12 protein-coding genes are annotated in these 17381 nt (G+C 58.5%); 7 read left to right on the forward strand and 5 right to left on the reverse strand.

Annotation, left to right across the window (positions count from 1 at the left end):
• Nucleotides 1-321: 321 nt before the first annotated feature.
• From tig to AC1DVE_RS28435, 7 genes are all read left to right on the forward strand, one after another.
• Complete coding sequence (gene tig / locus AC1DVE_RS28405) at nucleotides 322-1632, forward strand: trigger factor (protein WP_223458464.1); 1311 nt, start codon at nucleotides 322-324, stop codon at nucleotides 1630-1632.
• Nucleotides 1633-1725: 93 nt separating this feature from the next.
• On the forward strand, nucleotides 1726-2361 hold the full coding sequence (gene clpP, locus AC1DVE_RS28410) for an ATP-dependent Clp endopeptidase proteolytic subunit ClpP (RefSeq protein WP_223449179.1): 636 nt from the start codon (nucleotides 1726-1728) through the stop codon (nucleotides 2359-2361).
• Nucleotides 2362-2473: 112 nt separating this feature from the next.
• The gene (clpX, locus tag AC1DVE_RS28415) at nucleotides 2474-3757 is read left to right on the forward strand and encodes an ATP-dependent Clp protease ATP-binding subunit ClpX (RefSeq protein WP_007982210.1); all 1284 of its coding nucleotides are present in this window, start codon (nucleotides 2474-2476) and stop codon (nucleotides 3755-3757) included.
• A 263-nt stretch (nucleotides 3758-4020) separates the two neighbouring features.
• The gene (lon, locus tag AC1DVE_RS28420) at nucleotides 4021-6417 is read left to right on the forward strand and encodes an endopeptidase La (protein WP_223458466.1); all 2397 of its coding nucleotides are present in this window, start codon (nucleotides 4021-4023) and stop codon (nucleotides 6415-6417) included.
• A 149-nt stretch (nucleotides 6418-6566) separates the two neighbouring features.
• Complete coding sequence (locus tag AC1DVE_RS28425) at nucleotides 6567-6839, forward strand: HU family DNA-binding protein (protein WP_002552737.1); 273 nt, start codon at nucleotides 6567-6569, stop codon at nucleotides 6837-6839.
• Between the two features lie 233 nt (nucleotides 6840-7072).
• Nucleotides 7073-8944: a SurA N-terminal domain-containing protein gene (locus AC1DVE_RS28430; protein ID WP_223458468.1), complete on the forward strand. Its 1872-nt coding sequence runs from the start codon at nucleotides 7073-7075 to the stop codon at nucleotides 8942-8944.
• A 203-nt stretch (nucleotides 8945-9147) separates the two neighbouring features.
• A complete protein-coding gene (locus AC1DVE_RS28435; protein WP_223458469.1) occupies nucleotides 9148-9987 on the forward strand; it encodes a DUF2242 domain-containing protein in 840 nt (279 codons plus the stop codon).
• 363 nt (nucleotides 9988-10350) lie between these two features.
• Here AC1DVE_RS28435 and AC1DVE_RS28440 read toward each other — a convergent pair whose 3' ends face one another.
• From AC1DVE_RS28440 to AC1DVE_RS28460, 5 genes are all read right to left on the reverse strand, one after another.
• Nucleotides 10351-11400: an AraC family transcriptional regulator gene (locus AC1DVE_RS28440; protein ID WP_223458471.1), complete on the reverse strand. Its 1050-nt coding sequence runs from the start codon at nucleotides 11398-11400 to the stop codon at nucleotides 10351-10353.
• Nucleotides 11401-11403: 3 nt separating this feature from the next.
• Entirely contained in the window at nucleotides 11404-12534 is a 1131-nt protein-coding gene (locus AC1DVE_RS28445; RefSeq protein WP_223458472.1) for a carbon-nitrogen hydrolase family protein, read from the reverse strand.
• Nucleotides 12535-12781: 247 nt separating this feature from the next.
• A complete protein-coding gene (locus AC1DVE_RS28450; RefSeq protein WP_223458473.1) occupies nucleotides 12782-14110 on the reverse strand; it encodes a TolC family outer membrane protein in 1329 nt (442 codons plus the stop codon).
• A gap of 1 nt (nucleotide 14111) precedes the next feature.
• Nucleotides 14112-15452 (reverse strand): HlyD family type I secretion periplasmic adaptor subunit, encoded by a 1341-nt coding sequence (locus AC1DVE_RS28455; RefSeq protein ID WP_223458474.1) that lies wholly within the window; start codon nucleotides 15450-15452, stop codon nucleotides 14112-14114.
• A 6-nt stretch (nucleotides 15453-15458) separates the two neighbouring features.
• Entirely contained in the window at nucleotides 15459-17195 is a 1737-nt protein-coding gene (locus AC1DVE_RS28460; protein WP_223458476.1) for a type I secretion system permease/ATPase, read from the reverse strand.
• Nucleotides 17196-17381 lie beyond the last annotated feature (186 nt).

Here is a 17381-nt window from a genome sequence, read left to right on the forward strand (position 1 = left end):
GGGTCGCAAGGGCAGGGCGTTTCGTCGTATTTATGTTTCTCGATGATGCTGTTCTGTCCGCCGGCCTTGCTTGCGAGATCGGCTGTCAGGGAGATGATTGGCGACCTCCTCTATATAGAAAGGTTGGCGCAGAGCCCTGGCGTGATTGGCTGTATTTGCCATCGGGGCGAGGTGCATTCGTGCATTCGCACCTATAAATTGCCTGCTGCGTTTTTACCCGTTTTCAGTAGGGTGACTTCTTGAGTTTGACCCACTAGAATGCATGCCCTTGATTCTGGGGTCGGAAACGGCCGGCTAACGTCTGTGCAACGAGGAATATCCATGCAAGTTTCTGTTGAAAATACTACTGCTCTTGAGCGCCGCATGAGCGTCACCGTGCCGGCTGAGCGCATCGAGAGCCAGGTCAACAAGCGTCTGCAGCAGACCGCCCAAAAGGCCAAGATTGCTGGCTTCCGTCCAGGCAAAGTGCCAATGAGCGAAATCAAGCGCCGTTTCGGTGCTGACGCTCGCCAGGAAGCTGTAGGCGACGTGATCCAGTCTTCCTTCTACGAAGCTGTGGTTGAGCAGAAGCTGAACCCGGCTGGCCAGCCTTCGATCGAGCCAAAATCCCTGGAAGCGGGCAAGGACCTGGAATACGTAGCCGTATTCGAAGTGTTCCCTGAGTTCACCGTTGCCGGTTTCGAAGGTATCACCGTAGAGCGCCTGAGCGCTGACGTGTCTGATGCCGATCTGGACAAGATGCTGGACATCCTGCGCAAGCAGAACACCCGTTTCGAAGTGGCCGATCGCGCCGCTCAAAACGAAGACCAGCTGAACATTGACTTCGTTGGCAAGGTCGACGGTGAAGTGTTCGCTGGCGGTTCCGCCAAGGGTACTCAGCTGGTTCTGGGTTCCGGCCGCATGATCCCTGGTTTCGAAGATGGCCTGGTTGGCGCAAAAGCCGGTGAAGAACGTGTTCTGAACCTGACTTTCCCAGAGGACTATCAGAACCTGGACCTGGCTGGCAAAACCGCCGAGTTCACCGTGACCGTCAACACCGTTTCCGAGCCAAAGCTGCCAGAACTGACCGAAGAGTTCTTCGCTCAATTCGGCATCAAGGAAACCGGTCTGGAAGGCTTCCGCGCCGAAGTTCGCAAGAACATGGAGCGCGAGCTGCGTCAGGCGATCAAGTCCAAGGTCAAGAATCAGGTAATGGACGGTCTGCTGTCCACCAACCCGATCGAAGTGCCAAAGGCCCTGCTGTCCAACGAAGTTGACCGTCTGCGCGTGCAGGCTGTCCAGCAGTTCGGCGGCAACATCAAGCCTGACCAACTGCCGGCCGAGCTGTTCGAAGAGCAAGCCAAGCGCCGTGTAGTGCTGGGCCTGATCGTGGCTGAAGTGGTCAAGCAATTCGACCTCAAGCCTGACGAAGCCCGCGTTCGCGAGATGATTCAGGAAATGGCTTCGGCCTACCAGGAGCCTGAGCAAGTTGTGTCTTGGTACTACAAGAACGACCAGCAACTGAACGAAGTTCGCTCGGTTGTGCTGGAAGAGCAAGTTGTGGATACTGTTCTACAGAAAGCTAGCGTGACCGATAAATCGGTCTCTTACGAAGAAGCGGTCAAGCCGGTAGAAGCTCCACAAGCCGACTGATTGTTTTTGCGGTAAGAAGCACACACCATAAGCCAGCCTTCGAGCTGGCTTATGCGTATTCAAGACATAACTATTTGGGAGTGACTGCAGAGCATGTTCCGTAATTCGTATATTCAGCAGAACTCTGATATCCAGGCCGCAGGCGGCCTGGTCCCGATGGTTGTCGAGCAGTCCGCTCGTGGCGAGCGCGCCTACGACATTTACTCGCGCCTGCTCAAGGAGCGTGTGATCTTTCTGGTTGGCCCGGTAGAGGACTACATGGCCAACCTGATCTGTGCGCAACTGCTGTTCCTTGAAGCGGAAAACCCGGACAAGGACATCCATCTCTACATCAACTCCCCGGGCGGTTCGGTGACGGCGGGCATGTCGATCTACGACACCATGCAGTTCATCAAACCCAACGTGGCGACCACCTGTATCGGTCAGGCGTGCAGCATGGGTGCGTTCCTGCTGACGGCCGGTGCCCATGGCAAGCGTTACTGCCTGCCGAACTCGCGTGTGATGATTCACCAGCCACTGGGCGGTTTCCAGGGCCAGGCGTCGGATATCGAAATCCATGCCAAGGAAATCCTCTTTATTCGTGAGCGTCTCAACACGCTGATGGCCCAGCACAGCGGGCGCACTCTTGAAGAAATCGAGCGCGATACCAATCGCGACAATTTCATGAGTGCAGAAGCCGCGCGTGAGTACGGCTTGATCGACGAAGTGATCAGCCAGCGCCCTGCTTAAATTAAGCAGCTCAAAATAAGGTTGGTCGGCGGGTCCGATCACCAGCGGGCTTGAAAAAGCCCGCAATAGCCTTCATCTTGTGTTGCAAGCCTATCGGATTTGGATCGAACGAATGACTGACACCCGCAACGGCGAGGACAACGGCAAGCTGCTCTATTGCTCCTTCTGTGGCAAAAGCCAGCATGAAGTACGCAAATTGATTGCCGGCCCCTCGGTCTTTATCTGCGACGAGTGCGTCGACCTGTGCAATGACATCATCCGCGAGGAGGTTCAGGAAGCACAGGCCGAAAGCAGCGCGCATAAATTGCCTTCGCCTAAAGAAATCAGCGGCATCCTTGATCAGTATGTGATTGGTCAGGAGCGTGCGAAAAAGGTTCTGGCCGTAGCGGTGTACAACCACTACAAGCGCTTGAATCAGCGTGACAAAAAGAATGACGACGTCGAACTCGGCAAGAGCAACATCCTGCTGATCGGCCCGACAGGCTCGGGTAAGACCCTGCTTGCCGAAACACTGGCCCGCTTGCTGAACGTTCCGTTCACCATCGCTGACGCAACCACCCTCACCGAGGCGGGTTACGTGGGTGAAGATGTCGAGAACATCATTCAGAAGCTGCTGCAGAAATGCGATTACGACGTGGAAAAAGCCCAGATGGGCATTGTCTACATCGATGAAATCGACAAGATTTCGCGCAAGTCTGACAACCCGTCGATCACCCGGGACGTTTCCGGTGAAGGCGTGCAGCAGGCCTTGCTCAAGTTGATCGAAGGCACGGTCGCTTCCGTTCCACCACAAGGTGGTCGCAAGCATCCGCAGCAGGAATTCCTGCAGGTCGACACCCGTAACATCCTGTTCATCTGCGGTGGCGCGTTCTCTGGTCTTGAGAAAGTCATTCAAAACCGTTCCACCAAGGGTGGCATCGGTTTCAACGCAGAAGTGCGCAGCAAGGAAGAAGGCAAGAAAGTCGGTGAATCCCTGCGTGAAGTCGAGCCTGACGATCTGGTCAAGTTCGGTCTGATCCCGGAATTCGTCGGTCGTCTGCCGGTACTTGCCACGCTGGACGAGCTTGACGAGGCTGCGCTGATGCAGATCCTCACCGAGCCGAAAAATGCCCTGACCAAGCAGTATGCCAAGCTGTTCGAGATGGAAGGCGTGGATCTGGAATTCCGTTCTGACGCTCTGAAATCGGTCGCCAAACGAGCCCTGGAGCGTAAAACCGGTGCCCGTGGCCTGCGTTCGATTCTTGAAGGTGTATTGCTCGACACTATGTATGAAATCCCCTCGCAATCGGAGGTGAGTAAAGTAGTGATCGATGAAAGCGTGATAGAAGGCAAGTCCAAGCCACTGTATATCTACGAGAACAGTGAGCCGACCGCCAAGGCCGCGCCAGACGCTTAAGCGTCACGCAGCTTGAATAAAGAAGGGGCCTTCGGGCCCCTTTGCTATTTGGCGCTGGCTTGTCGGATCGCTGCACCGCAGCGAAGGCGGCCTGACAGCCGATCTGATTTTCGGATGTGTCCGGGCCATCTCACGCGCTATGCCAGCTGCAATCTTTCAAGTGGTTCTTTTATCCGCTTGTTTTTTTCCAAGGCAGCCCCCATCTTGGTTTCAAGCTTACTTCCATCTGTTTACGGCCTTACGGCCGCCGTAGAGGCGAAATCATGAAGACAACCATCGAATTGCCTCTCCTGCCATTGCGTGATGTCGTGGTTTATCCGCACATGGTTATCCCGCTGTTCGTGGGGCGCGAGAAATCCATCGAAGCCCTCGAGGCTGCGATGACGGGTGACAAGCAGATTCTTCTGCTGGCCCAGAGAAACCCGGCTGACGACGATCCCGGTGAAGATGCCCTGTATCGCGTTGGTACAATTGCCACTGTTCTGCAGCTGCTGAAGCTGCCTGACGGAACGGTCAAGGTTCTGGTCGAAGGCGAGCAGCGGGGCGCTGTCGAGCGCTTCAGCGAAGTGGACGGCCACTGCCGTGCCGAAGTCTCCCTGATCGACGAAGTTGAAGCGCCAGAGCGCGAGTCGGAAGTGTTCGTTCGCAGCCTGCTGTCTCAGTTCGAGCAATACGTGCAGTTGGGCAAGAAAGTCCCGGCTGAAGTCCTGTCGTCGCTCAACAGTATCGACGAGCCAGGCCGCCTGGTGGACACCATGGCCGCGCACATGGCGCTGAAGATCGAACAGAAGCAGGAAATCCTCGAAATCATCGATTTGTCGGCCCGGGTCGAGCACGTTCTGGCGTTGCTGGATGCCGAGATCGATCTGCTGCAAGTCGAAAAACGCATTCGCGGCCGCGTCAAAAAACAAATGGAGCGCAGTCAGCGCGAGTACTACCTGAATGAGCAGATGAAGGCCATTCAGAAAGAGCTCGGCGACAGCGACGAAGGTCACAACGAAGTCGAAGAGCTGAAAAAGCGTATCGATGCCGCCGGCCTGCCGAAAGACGCGCTGGCCAAGGCGACGGCCGAGCTGAACAAGCTCAAGCAGATGTCGCCGATGTCCGCGGAAGCGACCGTGGTGCGTTCGTACATCGACTGGCTGGTTCAAGTGCCGTGGAAGGCCCAGAGCAAGGTGCGCCTGGACCTGGCGCGTGCAGAAGACATTCTGGATGCCGACCACTATGGCCTCGAAGAGGTCAAGGAACGCATCCTCGAATACCTCGCCGTGCAAAAGCGTGTGAAAAAAATTCGTGGTCCGGTGTTGTGCCTGGTCGGTCCTCCAGGGGTGGGTAAAACGTCCCTGGCGGAGTCGATTGCTCACGCCACCAACCGCAAATTCGTGCGCATGGCCCTCGGCGGTGTACGTGATGAAGCGGAAATTCGTGGTCATCGCCGTACTTACATCGGTTCGATGCCAGGAAGATTGATTCAAAAGATGACAAAAGTGGGTGTCCGCAACCCGCTGTTCCTGCTCGATGAAATCGACAAGATGGGCAGCGACATGCGTGGCGATCCGGCATCGGCGTTGCTGGAAGTGCTCGATCCCGAGCAGAACCACAACTTCAACGATCACTATCTGGAAGTCGATTACGACCTGTCCGATGTGATGTTCCTGTGCACCTCGAACTCGATGAACATCCCGCCGGCGTTGCTGGATCGGATGGAAGTGATTCGTCTGCCGGGCTACACCGAAGACGAGAAGATCAACATCGCCGTCAAATACCTTTCGCCAAAACAGATCACGGCCAACGGCCTGAAGAAAGGCGAGCTGGAGTTTGACGCAGAAGCGATCCGCGACATCATCCGCTACTACACCCGTGAAGCCGGTGTGCGCGGGCTGGAGCGCCAGATTGCCAAGGTTTGCCGCAAGGCCGTCAAGGAGCATGCGCTGGAAAAACGCTTCTCGGTGAAGGTCTCCGCAGACATGCTGGAGCACTTCCTGGGCGTGCGCAAATTCCGCTACGGCCTGGCCGAGCAGCAGGATCAGATCGGCCAGGTGACCGGGCTGGCGTGGACTCAGGTGGGTGGCGAGCTGCTGACCATCGAAGCGGCCGTCGTACCGGGCAAGGGCCAGTTGATCAAGACCGGTTCTTTGGGTGACGTGATGGTCGAATCGATCACCGCGGCCTTGACCGTTGTCCGCAGCCGGGCGAAGAGCCTGGGGATCCCCCTGGACTTCCATGAGAAGCGCGACACGCACATCCATATGCCGGAAGGGGCGACTCCCAAGGACGGTCCTAGCGCCGGTGTAGGCATGTGCACGGCACTGGTATCGGCATTGACCGGCATTCCGGTGCGCGCGGATGTCGCCATGACCGGTGAAATCACGTTGCGTGGCCAGGTACTGGCCATTGGCGGCTTGAAAGAAAAACTGCTGGCTGCCCATCGTGGCGGAATCAAGACCGTGATCATTCCTGAAGAGAATGTGCGCGATCTCAAAGAGATTCCGGACAATATCAAGCAGGATCTACAGATTAAACCGGTTAAATGGATTGACGAGGTCCTGCAAATTGCGTTGCAATACGCGCCGGAGCCCTTGCCGGACGTGGCTCCGGAGATAGTCGCGAAGGATGAGAAGCGCGACGCAGATTCTAAGGAAAGAATTAGCACGCATTAGTACGTATTTGCCTGGGGGGCTTTCTTGACAGCTTTTTAGAGCCCTTGTTATAAAGCGGCTCTTAAGTGTCTGTAGGCCATTCAGCACTCGTTTTTGCTTTCACCAAAAAAACTTAGAATCATACTCAAATAGATATAAGGGGACTTAGAGTGAACAAGTCGGAACTGATTGATGCTATCGCTGCATCCGCTGATATCCCGAAAGCTGCTGCTGGCCGTGCGCTGGACGCTGTAATCGAATCCGTCACTGGCGCTCTCAAGGCTGGCGACTCTGTTGTTCTGGTTGGTTTCGGTACCTTCTCCGTAACGGATCGTCCAGCTCGCATTGGTCGTAACCCACAGACCGGTAAGACGCTGGAAATCGCAGCAGCCAAAAAACCAGGTTTCAAAGCCGGTAAAGCACTGAAAGAAGCTGTCAACTAAGTTCGATTCAGGTTTTTACCCATCCGGGTCGGGGTCATGCCTGACTTGGCAGCGGAGCGGCAGTCCTGACTGCAGGTCGCCGGTTCAAGACACCGAGGGTCGCCAGTTCGAGCCCTCGATCCGCTCCGCCAGTTACGAGAAGGCGCATCCTCGGATGCGCCTTTCTTCTATCCGGATTCTACCCACGCTCCACGGTTGCCTAATTTTGAAGTTCAACCGTTTCTGGGGGACGCATGCTGCAGAATATCAGGGACAATTCACAAGGCTGGATTGCCAAGACTATTATCGGGGTCATCGTAGTTCTGATGGCTTTGACCGGTTTCGATGCCATCTTCAAGGCCACGTCGCACAGTAATGATGCGGCCAAGGTCAATGGCGATGAAATCAGCCAGAACGAGCTGAGCCAGGCGGTTGATATGCAACGCCGCCAGCTCATGCAACAGCTGGGCAAGGATTTCGATGCTTCCTTGCTCGATGAAAAAATGTTGCGCGAATCGGCTCTCAAGGGCCTGATCGATCGCAAGCTGCTGCTGCAAGGCGCAGAACAATCGAAATTTGCTTTTTCCGAAGCGGCGCTTGATCAGGTCATCCTGCAAACACCAGAGTTTCAGGTTGATGGCAAGTTCAGCTCCGAGCGTTTCGACCAGGTGGTTCGCCAGCTCGGCTATAGCCGCATGCAATTCCGCCAGATGCTGGCTCAGGAAATGCTGATCGGTCAGCTGCGGGCCGGTCTGGCAGGTAGCGGTTTCGTGACCGATGCACAGGTGTTGGCGTTTGCCCGTCTGGAAAAACAGACCCGCGATTTCGCCTCCCTGAACATCAAGGCCGACCCGGCGGCGGTCAAGCTGACCGACGATGAGGTCAAGGCCTATTACGAGGAGCATGCCAAGGAATTCATGACGCCGGATCAGGTGGTCATCGATTACCTCGAGCTGAAGAAGGCTTCCTTCTTCGACCAGGTCAGCGTCAACGACGAAGACCTGCAAGCGGCCTATCAGAAAGAAATCGCGAACCTGTCCGAGCAACGCCGGGCTGCGCACATTCTGATTGAAGTCAACGACAAGACCACCGAGGCGCAAGCCAAGGCGAAGATCGAAGAGATCCAGGCCCGTCTGGCCAAGGGCGAGAAATTCGAGGCGCTGGCCAAGGAGTTCTCCCAGGATCCGGGTTCGGCGAACAACGGCGGTGACCTGGGTTATGCCGGTCCTGGCGTTTACGACCCGGCGTTCGAAAAAGCCCTGTATTCGTTGACCATGGACCAGGTCTCGGGGCCGGTTCGCACCGACTTCGGATTCCACCTGGTCAAGCTGTTGGGCGTGGAAGCGCCAGAAGTGCCAGCGTTCGCCAGCCTGAAAGACAAGCTGACCCGCGGTCTGAAAACCCAGCAGGTCGAGCAGCGTTTCGTTGAGGCGAGCAAGCAACTGGAAGACGCCTCGTTTGAAGCGTCCGATCTGGCTCAGCCAGCGCAGGACCTGAAACTGACCGTCCATACGTCCAAGCCGTTCGGCCGTGAAGGCAGTGAGGGTATTGCGGCCAACCGTGGCGTAATCACTGCCGCGTTCAGCCCGGAAGTCCTGGATGAGGGCGCGAACAGCACCGCCATCGAGCTCGATCCGGAAACCGTGGTCGTGTTGCGTGCCAAGGAGCACCTGAAGCCTTCGCAATTGCCGCTGGAAAGCGTCTCTGCCGCGATCCGTGTGCAATTGGCCAAGGAGCACGCCAGTGCCGATGCCAAGACCAAGGCTGAAGCCCTGATTGCCAGCCTGCGCGATGGTAAGACCCCGCTGGATCAGGCGGTCGACGGCCAGGCCTGGAAAGTCACTGAAGCGGCGACTCGCGGTCAGGAAGGGGTCGACCCAGCGATGCTGCAAGCGCTGTTCCGCATGGCGAAGCCAGCGGCCAAGGACAAGCCGACCTTCACCAGCGTGACGCTGGCTGATGGCAGCCTGATGATCGTGCGCCTCAATGGCGTGAACGAAGCCGAGGCGCCGACCGAAGAAGAGAAAGCGCAGTATCGTCGCTACCTCGCTTCGCGCATCGGCCAGCAAGATTTTGCGGCTTATCGCAAGCAGTTGGAAAGCCAGGCAGACATCAAGCGTTACTGATGCCTGACCAGGTTTGACGCTGCACAGGAGACCCCGGCCGAAAGGCCGGGGTCTTTTTGTTTGGCCGTACGTCATATACCGCGGTGACTTTTGCGCAAAATCGGGGTCAATCAGCCTGTAACCGTTTTAAGGCACGATCGATGCTCCGCTAAGCATCGATCTGTTGCACAATACGCCCCGAACCGTTTTCCTCAGGATGTTCAATGTTTAAATCACTTCCCATGCGGGTTGTCGGGCTGGCAGCCATGCTCGCCACTGCGGCCGGTTGTTCATCGAACAAGGCCGCCATCTATGAGCATGAGAATTTCGACGACTCCGGAACCTTCTCCCGAAACTATCCGGTCACCGATACCCAGAGCTGTGAAGCCGCCCGTCGCGCCTTGCTCAGCCAGGGTTACATCATCACCAGCAACGATTCGAAGCTGGTCAGCGGCCACAAGAGCTTCCAGCAGACCGGCGAGAATCACATGGAGATCAGCTTCAGTGTGGTCTGTACCGATGACGGCAGCGAAGGGCATCACGCGACCGTATTCGCCAACGCCCTGCAGGATCGTTATGCGCTGAAGAAGACCAACAACTCCGCCAGTCTCGGTGTGGGCGTGTTGGGCTCGGTGTCGATGCCGATCGGCTCCTCTGATGACTCGATGGTCAAGGTCGCCAGCGAAACCGTATCGTCTGCCAAGTTCTACGAGCGTTTCTTCGCACTGGTCGAGCTGTTCCTGCCGCCGGAAGCGAAAAAGGCTGCGCACATCCCCGAAAAGCCGAAAACGGACCTGGGCATGCCTGAAGCCAAGGCAGCGCCGGCACCGCTGGCACCAGCCCCGGCAGCAGCTCCCGCTGTACAGCCTGCTGCACCTGCACCCGTTGAAACGGTTCCAGCGGCCTCCGAGCCGGTTGCTCCGCCTCCTGAAGCGGCGCCGATCACGCCGGCCGAGCGTGTAGAGCCTGCATCGTTCCAGGAAAGCGTCACGCCACCGTCGAACCCGAGTGACTTGCCTCCGCCGAGCGAACCCATCCCGGCGATGCCTGCCTCCGGTCAGTGATGGAGATGCCACAGGATCGGATCAGATGATCCGATCCTGTGACCAGCCAAAATATTGACCCGCATCAAGCAAGTCCGCTGTTCTGCGGCCTCCTGCGAAAAAATCCAATGCTAAATTCCTGACCAGCTGCTACGTTTTATTCAGTAGCGACAGAGTGTCGTGTCCGCGTCATTTTTCCTTCACGCGGGCACTTTATGCTCAAGGGATTGGTCATTTATTCAGACGTTTTTCAATACGGGTTGGGGGATTCAGAAATGGACGATTATCAAGAAGAGCTGCTCGAGTACCAGGCTTTCGAACTGGACCCACTGGAGCCAGCAGAAGACGCTACTGAGCTTTAAAGCTTCAACTTGTCGCTTGCAGCTAGAGGCTTTGAGCTGTTTTTCTATGACTGCGGCGAAATTCGCCGGGTGTCTGCCCGTTCCAGCGTTTGAATGCGCGTTGAAACGCTTCGGCTGAGGCAAAGCCCAGCAGGTAGGCGATCTCTCCGAACGCCAGTTCGGTGTCGCGTATGTAAGTCATGGCCAGGTCGCGGCGAGTGTCGTTGAGAATCGCACGAAACTGTGTGCCTTCATCGGCGAGCTTGCGGCGCAAGGTCCAGGTGGGCAGCTTCAGGCGTGTCGCCACCTCTTGCAGGTCGGGCTCGCGGCCACCATTGAGCAAGGGTCCCAGCAGCGCGATGATGCGTTCACGCAGGCTGCGGGTGCGTGTCAGTTGTTCCAGCTCCCGCTCACACAGTTGTAGCAAATGCCGCCAGGTGCTCGGGCAATGCTCGGGGTTGCGCTGGGCGAGACTTGCCAGGCTCAAGCGCAGTTGATTGCGCTCGCTGCCAAACTGAATCGGACAGTCACCCAAAACGTCATAGGCCGCGCGGTAACCGGGCTCTTCGAATTCGATTTCGATGCGTTCGGCGCGCAGCGGGGCAGGGCTGACACTGGATAATTGCTGCAGCCAGCCGGCGATGATCGAATCTACCACGAAGCGGTTGTAGGCGTTGTAGGGGCTGATCGAATAGAAGCGCAGCCAGGCGCCCCGGGCGTCTTCGTGAAAGCTTGATTGGCCCCGATAGTTCGAACCGTACAAGGCTTCGAATCGAATCAGGCAGCGCGCGGCTTCTCGTACTGTCGGCGCTTGGGCGGCCGTGACGCCAGCGAGGCCGGCCTGGCTCAGGCGACTGAGCTGACCCATGCGCAAGCCAAGGGCCGGGTCGTCGGTCAGTTGAATGGCGCCGTGGCCCAGGCGCATGTAGCGCGGAATCGACAGCCGGGCACCGGCTTCGCTCAGGCGCGCGGCATCAAGGCCGTATTGATCGAGCAGTGGCTGCGGATCGACGCCATGACTGCGCACGGCATCGGCCAGGCTATGAACAAAACCCACCGACAGATCGCCGAGGCGCATCGGCTGCGGTTTCATGGCTTACAACCAGAGGTTCAGCAAACGCGCACCCTGGGCGTTGCCGTCGGCAAAGTGCTGGCCGTTGCTGCTGAGGAAGCTCTGCCCGGCGCTGGCCTGATCCCAGAACTGACCCCGCAGGAACACACTCATGCCAGCGACGGCTTGACTGGCCGGACTCCGGCTCGTGAGAGTCAGGCGCTGCCAGGCCTGGCCTTCACTGACTTCTCCAGGCTTCAAGTTGACCGATGCCGGCGCCGAAGAACCCCTGTAGCCGTGCCATGGTTGATCCCAGGTGCCACGGCCGGCAACAAAGGCCGGTACCGCAACCAGCTGTACGCTCTGGTCGTTGAGCTTGAGGTAGTTGTCCGGGTACCAGCTGTCGTGGCCGATCAATACGCCCAGCCTTCCTGCGGGGGTATCAACGACGTTGAGCGAGTGCTCGCCGTTCGCCTTGATCCCGTTCTGTTCTGCGAAGAACGGGTGCATCTGGCGCTGGGGCTGGCCGATCGGCAGGCCATCGCTGTTGAACACTACGCTGCTGTTGTACAGCGCGCCGCGGCCGATTTTCAGGGTGCCGTCGATGATGCTCGGTTCGGGCAGCACGATGGAGCCCGCCACCAGCGTGACGTGGAATTCTTTTGCCAGCCCTCCGAACAATGCCTGGTAGTCTCTGGCCATCGCCTTGGCTTTCATGCGCAGGTGGGCATCGTCCAGACGGTTGCCACCCTCGGCGCTGATCAACGCCTTGGCAAACTTCAGGGGATTGCTCACCGCCAGCCAGTTCATGGCCTCCTTGAGGGTGCTGGCCTGATACAACTCATCCTTCTCGCCACTGACCATCAGCCATGTACCGACGTGTTCCGGCAACACCACGACGGTCTTGCCGTTCAACAAGCCCTGGTCCCGGGCTGCTTGCAGATAGGCCGCGAGCTTGCGGTGCAAGCGCTCGGGACTTTGATAATCGGTAGGAAACAGTTCGGGCTGAATGCCCAACAGATTGCCACGGTCCGCAGGCGTGCCCTGGTCGACAGCCAGGTTGATCCGCAGGTCCGAAAGGTAATGACCCACCGGCCGGTCTGCGGCCCACATTGCGTAGGTCGTGAGGGCGGCGAGCAACGCCATGGAGAATGTCAGGTACAAAAGTTTGCGCATGGGGAAACAGTTTACAGCCTGGAGCCGGGCGTGGCTTTTCATTTGGAACTGGGTTGAGCATAAAGGGAATCAAGGGCTTAGTGGGCAAATTTCAACGTTGACGGTTTTTTCGCTGGCGGCTGCCTTTCTGCGCCGAGATGCAGCGATGAATGAACGGGTTAAACGAGAGGTGATTTGACGGGGTGGGGATCATGGGAGGAAAACGCCGGTCAGCCATCATTTGGCTCGACCGGCCGGCAGGTGAACGTTATTTGGTGACCAGCAGTTCCGGGCCGAGGTAGTCGTTGATCTGGTTGATATCGTCGTCGCCCAGGCTGCCCACTGAGGAGGCCAGGCGCAGGCGCGACATCAAATAGCGCAATTTGGCATCGAACAGATCGTGGCGCGCAACGAAGAGCAGCTCTTCGGCATTGAGGACGTCCGAGTTGGTGCTGGTGCCGCCCTCTTTGAAGCCCTTGCGTGACGATGCCAGTGAACGTTCGTTGGACTCCACTGCCTTCTCCAGCGCGCGAATGCGTTTGGCGCCGCTCAGGATGCCTTGATACTCACGGGTGGTTTCGGTGATGACTTCCTGTCGCGCGGCGTCGAGTTCGTCCATGGCCTTATCGCTATTGGCGCTGGCCTGGCGTGTCAACGCGCTGACGCCGCCACCGCTGTACAGTGGGATATTGACTTCCAGCCCGATTGAGCCGTAGTGGTTGCGTTGATTCAACTCGGAGAGTGACTGGCTCTCACCCGCGGTGTAGCCGGCAATGAAATCCAGTGTTGGCCAGTGGCCAGCCCTGGCACGCTTCACTTCTTCTGCTGCGAGGTCGCTGCTATAACGGCGCGCATGGATCAGCGGGCTATCGGTCTGGGCTTTGACCAACCAGTCCTGCAGGTTGCTCGGTAGCAGGGGTGGTGTATCGAAGCTCGGGCGCAAGGTGGTCAGTGACTCGGGGGTTTCACCGATATATTCCTCAAGCTTGCGGCGCGCGTTGATCAGGTTGTCTTGCGCTTCGATCAGCTCGGCGTCAGCGAGGTCGCGGCGAGCGGCCGACTCGTCGATGTCGGTGACGGTGCCGGCCCCCAGCTCCATGCGCCGCTTCGCCGAAGCGAGTTGCTCTTCGAAGGCGGTCAGCTTGGACTTGGCCAGGACGATGGTTTCGCTGGCCAGGAGCACATCGAAATAGCTTTCGGACAAGCGCACCGCGGCGTCCTGGGTCTTGGCATCGAATACCGCGTCGCTGTAGTCGGCACGCTGCTGACCCTGGCGGTATTCGGCCATCTTCTGTTTGTTGAACAGCGGCTGGCGCAGGCGCACGTTGGCGCCCTTGGAGTCGTAATGGAGATCTCTGTCGATGCCGCTCTGGCTTTGGGAGCCATTGACCTTGTTGTGGTAGCCCGAGGCATTGATCTGCGGTAGCAGGCCGGCCTTGCCGATGGCGCGGTTTTCCTCGCCAGCCTCTTTTTCATGCACGGAGGCCTGGTAGATAGGGCCCTGGAACTGCAACAGATCCCAGGCTTGCTTGAGGTCCATGGCGTTGGCCGGCAGGGCCAACCCCAGCAGGCAGAAGAGCAGGCAACGACGTTCCATCTCATTGTTCCTTGAATGAGCTGTCCACACGATCGAGCATTGGTTTAAGAAGATAGCTGATCATGTTGCGTTCGCCGGTCTTTATGGTGACGCTGGCGGGCATGCCGGGGCGAATGTGATTGCTGCCAAGCAGGCCCATGCCATCGGGCGTGACCTCCACCTGAGCCAGATAGAACGGTTGCTTGCTTTCCTCGTCCATCAGGCGGTCGGCGGAAATGGTCTTCACGCGGCCGGGGATGTTTGGCGTCTTGGCATGGTTGAAAGCCGGGAAGGAAATGTCCACGGGCAGGCCGGGGACCATCTTGTCGATGGCCTGCACGGGAATCATCGCGTCGACCTGCAGCGGTTCGTTGACCGGAACGATTTCCATGATTTTGAAGCCGGGCTGAATGATCCCGCCGACGGTGGCAATGCTCAGGCCCTGGACCATGCCATCGATCGGCGAACGAATCACCGTGTGGGTCACTTCATAGTCGAGCGAGCGCAAGCGGTCGGCCAGGGTGGTGTTTTCCTTGGCGGTGTCGGTCAGTTGCGATTCGACTTCCTTCAGGTAATCGTGCTGGCGCTGCAGGATGCGCAGCTTGATTTCGGTGGTCTGGCTACGCACGCGGGCAATGTTGTTGAGGTTCTCGGCCTGGCCGGCGGAGAGCTCGGCATTGTTGCGTTCCAGCTCAAGCAGGCGGTTGCGCGGCACATAGCCTTCGGCCGTCAGCACGCGGGTGCCTTGCAGTTCCTGGTTGAGGAAGCTGATCTGCGAGGCGCGGGCGCTATAGACCTGCTGCAGGCCCTTGAGCTGCACTGCCGAGGCTGCCAGGTTTTCCTGCAGGATGCTGATTTCGCCAGCGAGTCCGGCGCGCCGGGTGTCCAGCAGGCGCTGTTGCAGGTCCATGGCGGCCTCCAGGCGGTGGTCATCCTTGAAGCGCTTGAGCAACTCGGGGTCGAAGTTCACCACATCGCGGCCGTCACGTTCCGCTTCCAGGCGGTTTTCCACGGTCTTGCTGACGATGTACTGGGCGCTGACCGCACCTTCTTCGGCAGCGGCACGCAACGAGTCGAGGCGGACCACCTCCTGACCCTTTGTCACTAGATCGCCTTCGCGAACGAGAATGGCCTCCACGGTACCGCCGGAGAGGTGCTGCACGGCTTTGCGATTGTTGGTGACTTTGACCGTGCCTGTCGCGACCACGCCGGCATCCAGCGGCGCGAGCCAGGACCACAGGAGGAAGCCGCCGAAGCCGGCGAGCACCAGCCACACGCCCCATCGCGCGGGTTTACCGACGTCCAGATCTACCATGCTCCTGGTATCGGCTTTGATCATCTCGGTGTGTTGGCTCATTTGCATGATCGGTCACTCCCGTGCTTTGACGGAGGCCAGAGGGGTCGACGCGCCTGCAGGCATTACAGCGGCCTTGCGTAGCGCTGCGAATACTTCATCGCGCGTGCCGAGCATTTGCACGCCGCCGTCGCGCAACATCAGTACTTTATCGACGGCGCAGAGTACGTTGGGACGGTGGGAAATCAGAATGACGGTGGCACCGCGGCCCTTGAGTTCGGCCAGCGCATCGACCAAGGCCTTTTCGCCGACGTCGTCGAGGTTGGCGTTCGGCTCATCCAGCACGATCAGATTGGGCTCGCCATACAATGCGCGGGCCAAGGCGATTCGTTGCTTCTGGCCACCGGAAAGCGGGCTGCCATCGGTGCCCAGACGGGTGTCATAACCCTGTGGAAAACGAAGGATCATCTCGTGCACGCCAGTGATCTTGGCGGCGCGGATGACCGCTTCGCTGTCCACTTCGCCAAAGCGCGCAATGTTGTCGGCGATGTTGCCCTCGAACAGCTCCACGTCCTGTGGCAGGTAGCCGAGCCAGGGGCCAAGTTCACCCTTGTTCCAGGTGAATATGTCCGCGCCGTCCAGGCGTACCTTGCCCGCCTGCGCCGGCCAGACGCCAACCAGCAGGCGGGCGAGGGTGGATTTGCCCGAGGCGGATGGACCGATAATGCCAAGGCTTTCGCCGGGGACAAGGCTGAAGCCCACCCCGCGCAGAATCGTGTTGTTGGTACCGGGGGCGCCGGCATACACATTCTCCACCGCCAACATGCCCTGCGGCCGCTGCAGCGACATGCTCGGTGGCCGGCGCGGATAGTCGTGCAGCATCTCGTTGAGCCGTCCCCAGGCCGAACGGCAGCCGAGCAGTTGCTTCCACGACGCGATGACCTGTTCCACCGGGCCCAGTGCGCGGCCGGTGAGGATCGAGCAGGCAATCATCATCCCCGGGGTGATCTTGCCGTCGATCGCCAGCAGCGCACCGGCGCCGAGGATCAGCGACTGCAAAGTGATCCGCACGAAGCGCCCGGTGCTGCTGATCAAGGCGGCGCGGTCGGAGGCCAGGGTCTGCATTTCCAGGATGCGCAAATGGCTTTGGTACCAGCGCTTGCTGATCGACGGCAGCATGCCCATGGCCTCGATGACCTCGGCATTGCGCAGGTTGTTGTTGGCGTACAGGGCGGAGGAGAGGGCGGCCTGATTGGCTTCGGCCAGCGGCTTCTGCGTCGCCTTCTCGGTGAGCCAAGCCAGGGCCACCAGAATCAGCGAGCCGATCAGCGTGAGCAGTCCGAGCAGTGGGTGGATCAGATAGGCGACCAGCAGATAGATCGGTGTCCACGGTGCATCGAAGAAAGCGAACAGGGAGTTGCCGGTGACGAACTGACGAACCTGCGCGAGATCTTGCAGCGCCTGGGCCGGATTACCTCCGGCGCGGCTCAGGTTGCGCTCGAATGCAGCGGTGAAAATGCGCTGGTTGAGCTCCATGTCGAGGCAGTTGCCGACCCGGATCAGCACGCGGGTGCGGATCATTTCCAGCGTAGACATCAGCAAGAACAGACCTAACACCAGAACGGTCAACATCGCCAGCGTCGTGACGTTGCGACTGACCAGGGCTCGATCATAGACCTGCAGCATATAAACGGCTGGCGTCAACATCATGACGTTTATGACACCGCTGAACGCTGCCAGCGAGTAAAAACTGCGGCGCATGCGAAAGATCGCGTCGGCCAGTTCGGAACGGATGCTCGACTGCTTGGGCATGTTGGTCCTCCCACTTCGAAAAAGCCGGTTGCCCCTGTGGCGCAACAGTTAACGGTAAATGTAGATCCGTAAACAGCTTATGGACACGCAGGCTGGTCGCTCTATGGATGGCGAGTCTTGCGAAATCGCAGCGTTGCTCCCTTATGCAGCAGCGTAGGTGGCGATGAAACAGTTAGAAATAACATT

Source organism: Pseudomonas sp. P4_B4 (assembly GCF_056402255.1).

Bases quoted from the DNA above. Each gene is read 5' to 3' on its own strand.
- tig (WP_223458464.1), top strand. From the start codon at position 322: ATGCAAGTTTCTGTTGAAAATACTACTGCTCTTGAGCGCCGCATGAGC.
- clpP (WP_223449179.1), top strand. From the start codon at position 1,726: ATGTTCCGTAATTCGTATATTCAGCAGAACTCTGATATCCAGGCCGCA.
- clpX (WP_007982210.1), top strand. From the start codon at position 2,474: ATGACTGACACCCGCAACGGCGAGGACAACGGCAAGCTGCTCTATTGC.
- lon (WP_223458466.1), top strand. From the start codon at position 4,021: ATGAAGACAACCATCGAATTGCCTCTCCTGCCATTGCGTGATGTCGTG.
- AC1DVE_RS28430 (WP_223458468.1), top strand. From the start codon at position 7,073: ATGCTGCAGAATATCAGGGACAATTCACAAGGCTGGATTGCCAAGACT.
- AC1DVE_RS28435 (WP_223458469.1), top strand. From the start codon at position 9,148: ATGTTTAAATCACTTCCCATGCGGGTTGTCGGGCTGGCAGCCATGCTC.
- AC1DVE_RS28440 (WP_223458471.1), bottom strand. From the start codon at position 11,400: ATGAAACCGCAGCCGATGCGCCTCGGCGATCTGTCGGTGGGTTTTGTT.
- AC1DVE_RS28445 (WP_223458472.1), bottom strand. From the start codon at position 12,534: ATGCGCAAACTTTTGTACCTGACATTCTCCATGGCGTTGCTCGCCGCC.
- AC1DVE_RS28450 (WP_223458473.1), bottom strand. From the start codon at position 14,110: ATGGAACGTCGTTGCCTGCTCTTCTGCCTGCTGGGGTTGGCCCTGCCG.
- AC1DVE_RS28455 (WP_223458474.1), bottom strand. From the start codon at position 15,452: ATGCAAATGAGCCAACACACCGAGATGATCAAAGCCGATACCAGGAGC.
- AC1DVE_RS28460 (WP_223458476.1), bottom strand. From the start codon at position 17,195: ATGCCCAAGCAGTCGAGCATCCGTTCCGAACTGGCCGACGCGATCTTT.